Origin of the sequence: Neobacillus sp. GCM10023253 (assembly GCF_042653105.1) — a bacterium.
Taxonomy (GTDB): domain Bacteria; phylum Bacillota; class Bacilli; order Bacillales; family Cytobacillaceae; genus Neobacillus; species Neobacillus citreus.
This window is the reverse complement of record NZ_JBHSHV010000012.1, coordinates 152,537-165,509: the sequence shown is the minus strand read 5'-3', so window position 1 is coordinate 165,509 and position 12,973 is coordinate 152,537. Positions and strand designations below refer to the sequence as shown.

Annotated in this window: 14 protein-coding genes; 13 read left to right on the top strand and 1 reads right to left on the bottom strand. The window is 40.5% G+C overall.

Annotated elements, in window-relative coordinates; all coding sequences use genetic code 11:
* Positions 1–90 precede the first annotated feature (90 nt).
* The 11 genes from ACFPA1_RS14830 to fni all read left to right on the top strand — a co-directional run bounded on the left by ACFPA1_RS14830 (position 91) and on the right by fni (position 10,470).
* A complete protein-coding gene (locus ACFPA1_RS14830) occupies positions 91–1,368 on the top strand; it encodes a Glu/Leu/Phe/Val family dehydrogenase (protein ID WP_213120339.1) in 1,278 nt (425 codons plus the stop codon).
* A 74-nt stretch (positions 1,369–1,442) separates the two neighbouring features.
* Positions 1,443–2,444 carry a YpdA family putative bacillithiol disulfide reductase gene (locus ACFPA1_RS14825; protein WP_277398389.1) on the top strand — a complete coding sequence of 334 codons (1,002 nt, stop codon included), beginning with the start codon at positions 1,443–1,445 and terminating at the stop codon, positions 2,442–2,444.
* A 7-nt stretch (positions 2,445–2,451) separates the two neighbouring features.
* Complete coding sequence (locus ACFPA1_RS14820) at positions 2,452–3,408, top strand: asparaginase (RefSeq protein WP_213145009.1); 957 nt, start codon at positions 2,452–2,454, stop codon at positions 3,406–3,408.
* Between the two features lie 82 nt (positions 3,409–3,490).
* Positions 3,491–4,180 carry a glutamic-type intramembrane protease PrsW gene (gene prsW, locus ACFPA1_RS14815; RefSeq protein ID WP_213145010.1) on the top strand — a complete coding sequence of 230 codons (690 nt, stop codon included), beginning with the start codon at positions 3,491–3,493 and terminating at the stop codon, positions 4,178–4,180.
* A gap of 204 nt (positions 4,181–4,384) precedes the next feature.
* Positions 4,385–5,128: a spore cortex-lytic enzyme gene (sleB, locus tag ACFPA1_RS14810; RefSeq protein WP_213145011.1), complete on the top strand. Its 744-nt coding sequence runs from the start codon at positions 4,385–4,387 to the stop codon at positions 5,126–5,128.
* A 12-nt stretch (positions 5,129–5,140) separates the two neighbouring features.
* Entirely contained in the window at positions 5,141–6,490 is a 1,350-nt protein-coding gene (gene ypeB / locus ACFPA1_RS14805) for a germination protein YpeB (protein WP_378583949.1), read from the top strand.
* A gap of 102 nt (positions 6,491–6,592) precedes the next feature.
* Entirely contained in the window at positions 6,593–6,772 is a 180-nt protein-coding gene (locus tag ACFPA1_RS14800) for a DUF5359 family protein (RefSeq protein ID WP_213145013.1), read from the top strand.
* Between the two features lie 114 nt (positions 6,773–6,886).
* Positions 6,887–7,561, top strand: coding sequence for a (d)CMP kinase (gene cmk / locus ACFPA1_RS14795; RefSeq protein ID WP_213145014.1), 675 nt, complete (start codon positions 6,887–6,889; stop codon positions 7,559–7,561).
* Position 7,562: 1 nt separating this feature from the next.
* Positions 7,563–8,144, top strand: a complete 582-nt coding sequence (locus ACFPA1_RS14790; protein WP_213145015.1) for a lysophospholipid acyltransferase family protein — start codon at positions 7,563–7,565, stop codon at positions 8,142–8,144.
* Positions 8,145–8,265: 121 nt separating this feature from the next.
* On the top strand, positions 8,266–9,405 hold the full coding sequence (gene rpsA / locus ACFPA1_RS14785) for a 30S ribosomal protein S1 (protein WP_378583946.1): 1,140 nt from the start codon (positions 8,266–8,268) through the stop codon (positions 9,403–9,405).
* A gap of 12 nt (positions 9,406–9,417) precedes the next feature.
* Positions 9,418–10,470 (top strand): type 2 isopentenyl-diphosphate Delta-isomerase, encoded by a 1,053-nt coding sequence (gene fni, locus ACFPA1_RS14780; RefSeq protein WP_213145017.1) that lies wholly within the window; start codon positions 9,418–9,420, stop codon positions 10,468–10,470.
* A 155-nt stretch (positions 10,471–10,625) separates the two neighbouring features.
* On the opposite strand, the gene ACFPA1_RS14775 is transcribed toward fni, so the two are convergent.
* Positions 10,626–10,772, bottom strand: coding sequence for a YpzI family protein (locus ACFPA1_RS14775; RefSeq protein WP_378583942.1), 147 nt, complete (start codon positions 10,770–10,772; stop codon positions 10,626–10,628).
* Between the two features lie 106 nt (positions 10,773–10,878).
* Between ACFPA1_RS14775 and ACFPA1_RS14770 the strand changes: the two genes are divergently transcribed.
* Positions 10,879–11,487, top strand: a complete 609-nt coding sequence (locus ACFPA1_RS14770) for a hypothetical protein (protein WP_213145019.1) — start codon at positions 10,879–10,881, stop codon at positions 11,485–11,487.
* Positions 11,488–11,648: 161 nt separating this feature from the next.
* On the top strand, positions 11,649–12,959 hold the full coding sequence (der, locus tag ACFPA1_RS14765) for a ribosome biogenesis GTPase Der (RefSeq protein WP_213145020.1): 1,311 nt from the start codon (positions 11,649–11,651) through the stop codon (positions 12,957–12,959).
* Positions 12,960–12,973 lie beyond the last annotated feature (14 nt).

The window sequence follows — 12,973 nt, the reverse complement described above, 5'->3', positions numbered from 1 at the left end:
TTTTTGTTCTTGCATTAATTGCCTAAAGGTGTATACTTGTGACTGATAGCGGACATTAATCGTTTTAGTATTTTCTTAGGAGGTTTATAAATGTCTACCGAAAAAGGTAATGAAAAGACTAATCATGAGGGTAAGCACGATGTGTTAAAATCAACACAGACCGTTATACATAAAGCCCTTGAAAAATTAGGTTACCCTGAAGAGGTATACGAGCTCTTAAAAGAGCCGCTAAGAATGATGACAGTCAAGATTCCAGTTAGAATGGATGATGGATCTGTAAAAATATTTACTGGATACCGTGCGCAGCATAATGATGCAGTAGGCCCAACAAAGGGAGGAATCCGCTTCCATCCAGGTGTAACAGAGACAGAAGTGAAAGCCCTTTCAATTTGGATGAGCTTAAAATGCGGAATCGTTGATCTTCCATATGGCGGCGGTAAAGGCGGGATTATCTGTGACCCGCGCGATATGTCATTCCGTGAGCTTGAAAGATTAAGCCGCGGATATGTAAGGGCAATCAGCCAAATTGTCGGCCCAACAAAAGATATTCCTGCTCCAGACGTATTTACAAACTCGCAAATAATGGCCTGGATGATGGACGAGTACAGCCGGATTGATGAATTTAACAATCCTGGTTTTATCACTGGAAAACCGCTTGTACTTGGCGGTTCCCATGGTCGTGAGTCGGCAACAGCAAAAGGGGTCACCATTTGTATCCGCGAGGCAGCGAAAAAGAGAGGCATCAATATCGAAGGAGCTAGAGTCGTTGTCCAAGGTTTCGGCAACGCTGGCAGCTACTTGTCAAAATTCATGCATGATGCAGGTGCTAAAGTAGTAGGGATTTCAGATGCCTATGGTGCGCTTTATGATCCGAATGGACTAGATATCGATTACCTGCTCGACCGAAGGGACAGTTTTGGAACAGTAACAAAGCTATTCAATAACACAATTACCAATAAGGAACTGCTTGAATTGGAATGTGACATTCTCGTTCCGGCAGCAATTGAAAACCAAATTACTGAAGAGAATGCCCACAATATTCGTGCCGGGATCGTGGTTGAGGCCGCAAACGGACCTACCACATTAGAAGCTACAGAAATTTTAACCGAGCGCGGAATTCTTCTTGTACCTGACGTATTAGCTTCTGCAGGTGGAGTAACTGTTTCATATTTTGAATGGGTACAAAATAACCAGGGTTACTATTGGTCTGAGGAAGAAGTAGAAGAAAAGCTTGAAAAAGTGATGGTCAAATCCTTTAACAATATATATGATACAGCCCAAACTCGCCGAGTTGATATGCGTCTTGCTGCTTACATGGTTGGTGTAAGAAAAATGGCTGAAGCAAGCCGTTTCAGAGGCTGGATTTAAGTTGTTACCATTGAAATATATCTTCAAAACTCCTATCATTAACAGGTAGGAGTTTTTTCATTATATTAAAACAGATGCATGAATGTTTTAAGGAGTGTTCCATTGTGCAAATAGAAGACGTAATTATTATTGGCGGTGGCCCGTGTGGTATGGCGGCTGCGATCGCCTTACAGGAAATAGGGAAAAGCCCGCTTATCATCGAAAAGGGCAATATTGTAAACTCTTTATATAACTATCCAACACATCAAACCTTTTTTAGTACAAGTGAAAAATTAGAAATTGGTGATGTCGCTTTTCTAACCGAAAATTATAAACCAAAAAGAAATCAAGCTCTAGTCTATTATAGAGAGGTTGCAAAAAGAAAAAAGCTTCGTATTAATCCCTTTGAAAAAGTGACGCAAGTGACAAAAGACAATCAATTGTTTACAGTTGTAACAGAAAAAGATACTTATCGTGCCAATCATGTTGTCATAGCCACCGGCTACTATGATAACCCCAATTTTATGAAGGTACCTGGTGAGGATCTGCCTAAAGTGTTTCATTACTTTAAAGAAGCGCATCCCTATTTTGACCAGGATGTCTGTGTTATAGGTGGAAAAAATTCCAGTGTAGATGCGTCCATAGAGCTTGTAAAGGCGGGTGCAAGAGTAACTGTTTTATATCGCGGAAATGAATATTCTCCAAGTATCAAGCCATGGATTCTTCCGGAATTTGAAGCCTTGGTCCGGAATGGAGTCATCCATATGGAGTTTAATGCAAATGTCAAAGAAATAACTGAAAATGAGGTCATTTATGTAAAAGAAGGCCAAGAAAAGACCATAAAAAATGACTTTGTGTTTGCCATGACTGGCTACCACCCTGATCATCAATTCATTAAAAATATGGGAGTGATAATCGACCAAGAATCAGGAAGACCGATTTTTAACTCTGAAACGATGGAAACAAATGTAGAAGGGATTTATATTGCAGGGGTACTAGCGGCAGGCAACAATGCAAATGAAATCTTTATCGAAAATGGAAGATTTCATGGCGGACAAATTGCAGGTTCCATCTTAGAGAAAGAATCAAAAGGGTGATATTACTATGAAAAAGGTTGTTTTGTTAACTACAGGCGGTACAATTGCAAGTAAACCAAATAAAGATTCTGGAAAACTTGCATCTGGTGCTTTAACGGGTGAAGAACTGGCTGCTATGTGCCAATTGCCAAATGATATTGAAGTCATTGTTGAATCTGTCTTTCAAAAAGCTAGTATTCATATTACTTTTGACGATTTACTTTTATTAAAATCAAAAATTGAGGGCTATTTTAAAGATGATACGGTTTGTGGAGTGGTCGTCACACACGGGACAGATACAATGGAAGAAACAGCCTACTTCCTTGATTTAACAATTGCCGATTCCCGTCCTGTTGTAGTAACCGGATCACAGCGTTCCCCAGAAGATTTGGGGAGTGATGTCTACATTAACCTCAGGCATGCCATCTATTCTGCTTGTGCTAAAGATTTGCATGATGCCGGGGCAGTTGTCGTTTTTAATGAGCGGATTTTTGCAGCAAGATACGTCAAAAAGGAACACGCATCCAATATTCAGGGGTTTAACTCCTTTGGATTTGGCTATCTAGGAATCATTGATAACGACCAGGTTCATATTTTTCAAAAGCCTATAAAACGGGAATTTTATAAGGTTCTTACAGCAATCCCCCAGGTTGAGATCATTAAATGCTATATTGGTGCCGATGGAAAATTTATTAAGGCCGCAAGAGAAGCTGGAGTAAAAGGAATCATCCTCGAGGGGGTAGGGCGCGGCCAGGTAGCCCCTAAAATGATGGAAGAAATAGAACTATCAATAAAAGCTGGAATTAAGATGGTCGTTACCACCAGCGCTGAAGAGGGTTCTGTTTATACAACCTATGATTACGAGGGCAGTGCCTATGACCTTTATAAAAAGGGAGTCATCCTTGGCAGCGATAATGACTGCAAAAAGGCAAGAATTAAACTTGCTGTTTCGCTAGCAAGCGGACTAGAAAATATTCAATATTAATGGAAGCTGGAATAAATCTTTCATTTTCCTTACGTCATTTCCATGTTAGACTTAAGAAAATGGAGTTGAAAAGAGGTTCATCATGCTGGGAATCTTATCTGCCGGGATCGCTCCCGGCTTGGCCTTGCTAAGTTATTTTTATTTAAAAGATGAATATGAATCTGAGCCTATTCCCCTTGTTCTTAGAACATTTTTGTATGGTGCGCTGTTGGTATTTCCGATTATGTTTATCCAGCATGTCCTAAAGACAGAGCAATTACTTGATTCAAGCATGATTAACGCATTTATCAGTACCGGTTTTCTTGAGGAATTTTTTAAGTGGTTTATTGTTTTTTATGCCATTTATCAACATGTTGAATTTGATGAACCGTTTGATGGAATTGTCTACGGTGCGGCAGTTTCCCTTGGTTTTGCTACCGTTGAAAATATTTTTTACCTTATTGCTAACGGCATTGAACATGCCATAACCCGGGCGCTGCTCCCGGTCTCCAGTCATGCACTCTTTGGGGTTATAATGGGATTTTATTTTGGCAAGGCAAAGTTTACCGAAGGCAATAAAGCGAAATGGCTTGCTTTGTCGTTGCTACTCCCATTTGTTCTGCACGGCTTCTACGATTTAATCCTGCTATCTTTAGAAAATTGGCTGCTTATCATTTTTCCTTTCATGATCTTTCTATGGTGGTTTGGACTTAGAAAAGTGAAAAAAGCGAAATTGTTAAGTGCTAACCATTTTAAAAAACAATATTCACTTGAAAAGACCCTTCATCATTGATGTTGGGTTTTTTCAGCTAATAAGAAAGTGTAAAATTACTCCAAATTTTATACTTTCTTAACGTATAAGTGCAACTACGCCTCATGAACCGCCCTTACAGGCTCGCCAATCGGCGAGTTTTCTTTATTTAATTGGAATAAAAACACCATTTAAACAAAAAATAGGATTAATGCAAAAAGATTTACAAATGGGGGTTAATGTTCCATGTTGAAGAAATCGATATTAATAAATCTGCTAATCTTATCCCTTTTAATAACGCCATTACCATTCGTAAAAACCAATCAGGTTCAGGCTTTTTCGGGACAGGTAATCCAGCATGGTGCGGTCGGCGCCGATGTCATTGAATTACAAGAAAGGCTCAAACATTTAGGTTTTTTCACAGGGACGGTGGATGGAGTTTTCGGCTGGCGGACCTATTGGGCATTACGGAATTTCCAGTATGAATTTGGGATGCCGATTGATGGGATGGCAGGACCGGATACAAAAGCGAAACTCGTGAAGGCGAGCAAAAACTATAAGGCGGGCAATAATTCTGCGGCAAAACCAAATGCAAAACCGCAAGCACCCACCGCCGCAAACACTCCGGCCGGTTTTTCGCAAAATGATATTCGCTTAATGGCCAATGCCGTTCATGGGGAGTCGAGAGGTGAACCATATATCGGCCAGGTAGCAGTTGCTGCAGTTATTCTAAACAGGGTACAAAGTGCGTCATTTCCAAACACGGTTTCTGGAGTTATCTTTGAACCGGGAGCATTTACGGCAGTCGCCGATGGACAGATTTGGCTGACCCCGAATGAAACTTCCAAGAAAGCAGTGATCGATGCGATAAATGGCTGGGATCCTACCGGCGAAGCCTTGTATTATTTTAATCCGGCAACGGCTACGAGCGGATGGATTTGGGGAAGACCGCAAATTAAAAAAATTGGCCAACATATTTTTTGCAAATAGAGGTGAAAACAGTTGATTAGAGGAATATTGATTGGCGTTCTCGCGGTAGCTATTGCGGGTACTGCCTACTGGGGTTACCAGGAACATCAAGAGAAAAACGCGGTGTTATTAAATGCAGAAAACAATTATCAACGGGCGTTCCATAATCTTACTTATCGAATGGACCTTTTAAATGACAAAATTGGCACAACACTTGCTATGAACTCAAAAAGTTCATTATCACCGTCGCTAATTGAAGTCTGGAGACTCACGTCACAGGCTCACAGCGATGTTGGGCAGCTTCCATTGACGCTGCTGCCATTTAATAAAACAGAGGAATTTCTTGCGAATATCGGAAACTTCAGCTATCGGACTGCTGCCAGGGATTTGGATAAGGAGCCCCTTTCTGATCAGGAATACGAAACATTGAAATCCCTTTATAAGCAATCCGGTCAAATCCAGTCAGAGCTTAGAAAAGTCCAGCATATGGTACTAAAGAACAATTTGCGCTGGATGGATGTTGAGCTTGCCCTGGCCTCAGGTAAGGAAAATACAGATAACACGATTATTGACGGTTTCAAAACGGTTGAGAAAACCGTCAGCGGCTATGAAGAAACTGCTCAGGGGCTTAGCTTTACAAACCTGCAAAAAAAGGATGAAAACTATAAAAAAATTAAAGGGAAATCCATTACAAAGCAAGAGGCTGCTGACATTGCGAAAAAATATATGAAAATTGACGGCAATGCGGATGTGAAGGTCACCAAAAATGGCAAAGGGTCTGACTACGGCTTTTACAGTGTTTCCGTAAGGAATAACAAAACTGGTCAGGAAGCTAGTATGGACATTACAAAAAAAGCCGGCCATCCCATTTGGTTTATGAACAACCGCCCGATCGATAAGCAGGCGATCAGTTTGAATGATGCCAATAATAAAGCACTTGCCTTTTTAAAAGAAACCGGCTTTAAAGACTTAGAAACTTTTGAAAGTTTTCAATATGATAATGTTGGTGTCTTTAATTTTGTCACCACTACTAATGGGGTCAGAATCTATCCGGAATCGGTAAAGGTTAAGGTTGCTCTAGATAATGGCGATATTGTCGGCGTCTCTGCGGAGGATTACTTAAAGTCCTTTCAAACAAGAAATTTAGATAAACCAACCATTACACTTGAAGATGCCAGAAAGAAAGTGAATCCAAATCTAAAGGTGATGGAGGACCGGCTTGCTGTAGTCATCAATGATTTAAATGAGGAAGTATTATGTTACGAATTTCTCGGAACAATGGGAGAAGATACTTACCGCATTTTTATTAATGCAAAAACAGGTATGGAAGAAAAAGTGGATAAACTAAAAAATGCGGAAAATATGTATGAAGGTGTTTTATAAGGAAAGGCTAATGCTTTTCCTTTCTCTTTTGGCACACTACCGAGAATAAAATAACGAATCAGCCCCCATAATAGGAATAACTTGGTACCGGGGTGAATGGATTTGGAGAAAATCGAAAAAATTTTAATGAAGATTATCATCATACAGTTTCTGTTTTTACTTCTAACGCAATTTTTTCTTCATCAGCTTGACACGCTGCCGGAATTGCAGCAAATAACCAAATACGAAGGCGTCAACGAAAATTCCATCACCGAAATACTCCAGACCTTTCAAGGAAATTAAGGAAAGAGCAGGCTTGCCTGCTTTTTTTGATTTAATGGATTAAATTAAGGAAGGATTCCATTCTCTTATGGTAAAATAAATATAGACAACTTTAGATATTCATTAGGAGGATTTATGAATAGAAAAATATCCATCGCAATTGACGGTCCTGCTGCTGCCGGTAAAAGCACTGTAGCAAAAATTGTGGCAGAAAACTTATCGTATATTTACATTGATACAGGTGCCATGTATCGGGCGTTGACATATAAAGCAATTGCGAACAATCTTGATCTTGAAGATGAAGACTCCCTAGTGGAAATGCTGCTCAAAACAGAAATAGGACTCCTGCCTTCTGATAACGGGCAAATCGTTTTACTCGATAATCTGGATGTTACTAACGAAATTCGCACATCTGAAGTAACCAATTTGGTTTCCATTCCTTCCAAACACCTAAGGGTAAGGGAAGAAATGGTGAGAAGACAGCAATCGTTTGCGAAAAGCGGCGGTGTTGTCATGGATGGGCGTGACATTGGCACCCATGTTTTACCGAATGCAGAGGTAAAAGTCTTTTTACTCGCCAGTGTGGACGAAAGAGCTGAGCGGCGCCATAATGAAAATCTTCAAAAGGGATTCCCATCAGACTTGGAAAAACTAAAAGAAGAAATTGCGCGTAGAGATAAAATCGACTCTGAAAGAGAAGTAGCTCCTTTGAAAAAGGCCGAAGATGCCATCGAAATTGATACCACCTCTTTGACTATTCCGGAAGTAGTCGATAAAATTATGGCTCTTGTGCACGAAAGGATTGGATGAGTTGACGTTTTATACCTTTGCCAGATCAGTAGTAAACGCAATTTTTAAACCATGGTATCGAGTTGAAACGATTGGAGCGGAGAATATTCCAAAAGATGGCGGCGTGCTTCTTTGTTCCAATCATATTCATAATTTTGACCCCATTATTGTCGGGATTACCGGGAAAAGACCTGTCTATTTTATGGCCAAAGAGGAAATCTTCCAAGTCCCTGTCTTGGGGAACATCGTGCGGAAATGTAACGCTTTTCCTGTAAAAAGAGGAATGAGTGATCGCGAAGCACTAAGAAAAGGAATCAACATCTTAAAGGATGGGCATGTGCTTGGGCTTTTTCCAGAAGGAACGAGAAGTAAAACTGGGGAATTAGGGAAGGGTCTTGCCGGTGCTGGTTTTTTTGCCTTGAAAACAAATTGTGCTGTTGTTCCGTGTGCGATTCTTGGTCCTTACAAAAACCTGCAAAAGTTAAAGGTAGTTTATGGTAAACCTATTCAAATGGACGAACTTAGAACTTCGAAGGCATCTGCGGAAGCAGCCACTGAATTAATTATGGCTGAAATTCATAAACTTATTAAAGAGGATCGATAGGTTTCCGCTTGACAAAAGACATGATTTATAAGAAGTTAAATAATGAGATTCAATTTTGGGCAAATCAGAATTTATAGATAATTATAGATTTTGCTAGTCAATGGATTAAGGAGGATTACATATGTCTGAAGAATTAAATCAGGTAGAAGTGAAAAGCTTTGAAGTTGGCGACCAGGTAACCGGGCAAGTTACTAAAGTAGAAGAAAAGCAGGTGCTTGTAAATATCCAAGGCAGCAAACTTGATGGGATTATTCCAATCAGCGAATTATCAAGCCTGCATATTGAAAAAGCCTCAGATGCCGTTAAAGAAGGCGATGAACTAGAGCTTGAAGTAATGAAGGTTGAGGAAGAAGCATTAATTCTTTCAAAAAGAAAAGTGGACGCCGGCAAGGCTTGGGAAAGTCTTGAGCAGAAATTCCAAAGCGGCGAGGTTATTGAAACTGAAGTAAAAGATGTAGTGAAAGGCGGCCTAGTTGTCGACCTTGGAGTTCGCGGCTTTGTCCCTGCTTCCCTTGTTGAGACATATTTTGTCGAGGATTTTAGCGATTATAAGGGCAGAACGATTACTTTTAAAATTGTCGAACTTGATAAAGATAAAAATCGCTTAATCCTTTCCCACCGTGCTGTTGTTGAACAGGAAAAGGCAAAGCAAAAACTATCCCGTCTTGATGCAATCCAGCCGGGGGATATCATTGAAGGTACAGTTCAAAGGTTGACTGATTTTGGTGCTTTTGTTGATATCGGCGGAATTGACGGACTTGTCCATATTTCCCAATTATCACACGAACATGTCAATAAACCAACTGATGTTGTACATGAAGGCCAAAAGGTTAATGTAAAAGTCCTAAGCGTAGATCGGGGCAGCGAAAGAATCTCATTATCCATTAAAGAGACACTTCCTGGGCCGTGGTCAAACATCTCAGAAAAAGCTCCAAAGGGCAGTGTGTTAACTGGAACCGTTAAGCGATTGGTTTCTTATGGAGCTTTCGTTGAGGTATTCCCAGGTGTTGAAGGCCTTGTTCATATCTCCCAGATTGCCCATAAACATATCGGTACCCCTCATGAGGTGTTAAAGGAAGGACAAGAGGTATCCGTTAAAGTTTTAGATGCAAATGAAGCAGAGCAGCGCTTATCTTTGAGCATCAAGGAGCTTCTTGAAAAAGAGGTTGAGGAAACCTACGATTATGAACTTCCGGAAGAATCAAAAGGATTCCAGCTTGGTGAAATGATTGGAGATAAGTTAAAGAATCTGAGAAAATAATGGTGATAAAACGTGTCTAGATTGGAACGTAAATGGGATCACATCCGCCTAGCTATTGAAAATGGGCACACGCGTTCTTCAGCATTTGATGATATTAAATTTATTCACCAAAGCTTACCGAATATTGGTATTAGTGATGTTCGATTAAATCAAAAAATAGGCGAACTTTATTTAAGTTCGCCTATTTTTATCAATGCAATGACGGGCGGCGGCGGTGAAAAAACCTATTCGATTAATAAGGAACTGGCCATTGCTGCAAGTGAGCTTGAATTGGCGATGGCTGTCGGTTCACAAATGTCGGCTGTTAAGGATCGAACTCAAAGCTATACCTTTGAAGTGGCCCGTAAAGAGAATCCGAAGGGCGTTTTGATTGCCAATCTTGGCAGTGAGGCACAGTTGGATGATGCAAAATATGCGATTGAAATGATTGAAGCCAATGCGCTGCAAATTCATTTAAATGTAATCCAAGAGCTGACCATGCCGGAGGGGGATCGTGACTTTTCCGGAGCCTTAAAAAGAATTGAAACCATCGTAAACGGTGTAGAAGTCCCAGTGATCATAAAAGAGGTGGGCTTTGGTATGTCCCGTGAAACGATTCAAATGCTTTTCTCGATAGGGGTGCAAATTGCCGATTGTGGGGGAGCCGGAGGAACCAACTTTGCGGAGATCGAAAATAAACGCAGAGAGAAATCCCTTCCTTTTTTCACTGATTGGGGCATACCCACTCCTGTTTCTATTGCGGAAGCTTCTTCCATTTCCAACATTTCCATCCTTGGCTCTGGCGGTTTTATGAACGGTTTGGATATCGTCAAAGGAATAGCCTTGGGAGCGGATGCGATTGGGATTGCTGGTCATTTCCTGAGGATTCTTGTAGAAAAAGGGACAGAAGCATTAGTGGATGAAATGCAGGAGCTGCTAATGGAGATTACTCTTATTATGACAGCCTTAGGGGTAAAATCCATTTCGGAATTGAAACGTGTTCCCTTGATTATTTCCGGAGAGACTTATCATTGGTTAACCCAAAGAGGAATTGATACTAAACAATACAGCCAGCGACAAGTTTAAAGCTCCTGCAAATTGCAGGAGCTTTTCTTCTTGTCTGGCTGCAGCGCCTAGGGGCTCGGGGGCATAAGCCAATCCGTCAAGAAGGCTAAAAAACAGCCTTCTCGCCGGCTCGTCTTATGCCTGTCGCCCCTGCTCAAGGCGCTTCCGCTTTTCTTTTAGTAATCGTCCTTCCCATCATTTAAACCTCTTGCCTCATCAGGACCTGACAGCTTCGTGGACCCCTTATAGTGCAAGGCATGATCGCGGTCTGACTCCACTCTTCTGCTTGCTTTTAGCTTTTTCTCTTGGCGGTCTTTTCCCATTTTTCTACACCTCCTCTTTATAAGATGAATCACACAGGAAATATTATTCAGTGAGTATAAAAGTTCATCAGGAATATCAATAATGATAATAATAGGAGGTGTATGTATGGAAGGTGCGACATTTTATTTGATTTTTTGGATGTTTTGGGTTTACCTTACGTTTATTTTACCTAAGGATAATCCGTATCGGCTAAGGGTTGCGGCTGCAGTATTAATCTTGATTATTTTTTCAAACCATCATTTTAGTTTCGGCATGGTTGACGTTTATGCAAGCGGGGTTATCATCTTAGGTTATTCATATTTATTTATAAGCAAAGAAAAGCAGCGGGTTATCATATACCTTCTCATTTGTTCTTTAATTATCACAATTGCCTACGTAACCTTCCATTTGTTCGAAATATTTGACCCAGTTTGGTTAATTTTTAAGAAGGAATGGATGATGGGAATCGGTATCGGCTATTTGGCTATAATCCTGCAAAAAACATTAAAGGGGAGACTGCTGATTATATTTAGCGGAACCATGCAGGGAGAGTTATTGTACGCGTATATTTTAAATAAATTTCAATTTCCGCATTCAATCGGAGATTTTGCTTATTTAGATGTATGTGCGTTGATTTCCGCAGTAACGGTTGGCTGGAGCCTTTTGGAAAATGCAGGAGCAGTACTGCAAAATCATTTTCATTTTTTGGAAAAAACAAAACAAAAATCTTCTTAACAAGATTTATTCCCCCTATCCGTTGCAGGAGGAGATTAACATTTGCTAAGATAGGATAGTTAGACCTTTCTGGGGGTACCCCGAAGGGTTCTTTCATCATTTTTAGTAACTTTACATACTAAAAAAGTTTGATTAACGGATAAGAAAGGATGGCGATTTGAATGGTTAAACCTGTTATTGCCATTGTGGGAAGACCGAATGTCGGAAAATCCACTATTTTTAATAGAATTGTTGGTGAACGAATTTCCATTGTTGAAGATATCCCAGGTGTGACGAGAGACCGAATTTATAGCTCAGGCGAATGGCTCAACCATGATTTTAATATCATCGATACAGGAGGGATTGATATTGGTGATGAGCCGTTTCTGGAGCAAATCCGGCAGCAGGCCGAAGTGGCGATTGATGAAGCTGACGTCATTATCTTTTTAACGAATGGGAGAGAAGGGGTTACGGCTGCCGATGAAGAAGTAGCGAAAATTCTTTATAAAACAAAAAAACCAATTATCCTAGCGGTTAATAAGATTGATAATCCTGAAATGCGGGATATGATTTATGATTTTTACGCACTTGGGTTTGGAGAGCCAATCCCAATTTCGGGGTCTCATGGACTTGGCCTGGGGGATTTGTTGGATGCTGCTGCAAAACATTTTCCAAAGGGCGGAGAAGCAGAGTATGATGAGGATGTTATTAAGTTTTCTTTAATTGGCCGGCCAAATGTCGGAAAATCTTCTTTGGTTAACGCCATATTAAGAGAAGACCGGGTAATTGTCAGCAATATCGCCGGGACAACCCGTGATGCCATCGATTCTCCTTATACGTACGAAGGACAAGAATATGTTATCATCGATACAGCAGGAATTAGAAAAAAAGGTAAAGTATACGAAAGCACCGAAAAATATAGTGTGCTGCGGGCACTTAGGGCCATTGAACGATCAGACGTGGTTTTGGTAGTCATTAATGCGGAAGAAGGAATCATTGAACAGGATAAGAAAATCGCAGGCTATGCCCATGAAGCCGGAAGAGCGGTCGTCATAGTCGTCAATAAGTGGGATGCTATTGAAAAAGATGAAAAAACGATGAAAGAGTTTGAGCAGAAGATCAGAGATCATTTTCTGTTTCTTGATTACGCACCGATCGTTTTCTTATCTGCGAAAACGAAAAAAAGAATCCATACCTTGCTGCCAGTGATTAATTTGGCTAGTGAGAACCATTCTATGCGTGTTGAAACAAGTGTCTTAAACGATATTATTATGGATGCGGTTGCCATGAATCCGACACCAACGGATAAAGGCAAAAGATTAAAAATTTATTATGCAACACAGGTTGCCGTGAAGCCGCCAACCTTTGTCATTTTCGTAAACGAACCAGAATTATTGCATTTTTCTTATGAACGTTTTCTTGAAAACAGGATAAGGGATGCATTTGGCTTTGAGGGCACTCCTATTAAAATTTATGCAAGAGAAAGAAAATAGCCTTGAGGCGGTGA

Bases quoted from the DNA above. Each gene is read 5' to 3' on its own strand.
- ACFPA1_RS14830 (WP_213120339.1), top strand. From the start codon at position 91: ATGTCTACCGAAAAAGGTAATGAAAAGACTAATCATGAGGGTAAGCAC.
- ACFPA1_RS14825 (WP_277398389.1), top strand. From the start codon at position 1,443: ATGCATGAATGTTTTAAGGAGTGTTCCATTGTGCAAATAGAAGACGTA.
- ACFPA1_RS14820 (WP_213145009.1), top strand. From the start codon at position 2,452: ATGAAAAAGGTTGTTTTGTTAACTACAGGCGGTACAATTGCAAGTAAA.
- prsW (WP_213145010.1), top strand. From the start codon at position 3,491: ATGCTGGGAATCTTATCTGCCGGGATCGCTCCCGGCTTGGCCTTGCTA.
- sleB (WP_213145011.1), top strand. From the start codon at position 4,385: ATGTTGAAGAAATCGATATTAATAAATCTGCTAATCTTATCCCTTTTA.
- cmk (WP_213145014.1), top strand. From the start codon at position 6,887: ATGAATAGAAAAATATCCATCGCAATTGACGGTCCTGCTGCTGCCGGT.
- rpsA (WP_378583946.1), top strand. From the start codon at position 8,266: ATGTCTGAAGAATTAAATCAGGTAGAAGTGAAAAGCTTTGAAGTTGGC.
- ACFPA1_RS14775 (WP_378583942.1), bottom strand. From the start codon at position 10,772: ATGGGAAAAGACCGCCAAGAGAAAAAGCTAAAAGCAAGCAGAAGAGTG.
- ACFPA1_RS14770 (WP_213145019.1), top strand. From the start codon at position 10,879: ATGGAAGGTGCGACATTTTATTTGATTTTTTGGATGTTTTGGGTTTAC.
- der (WP_213145020.1), top strand. From the start codon at position 11,649: ATGGTTAAACCTGTTATTGCCATTGTGGGAAGACCGAATGTCGGAAAA.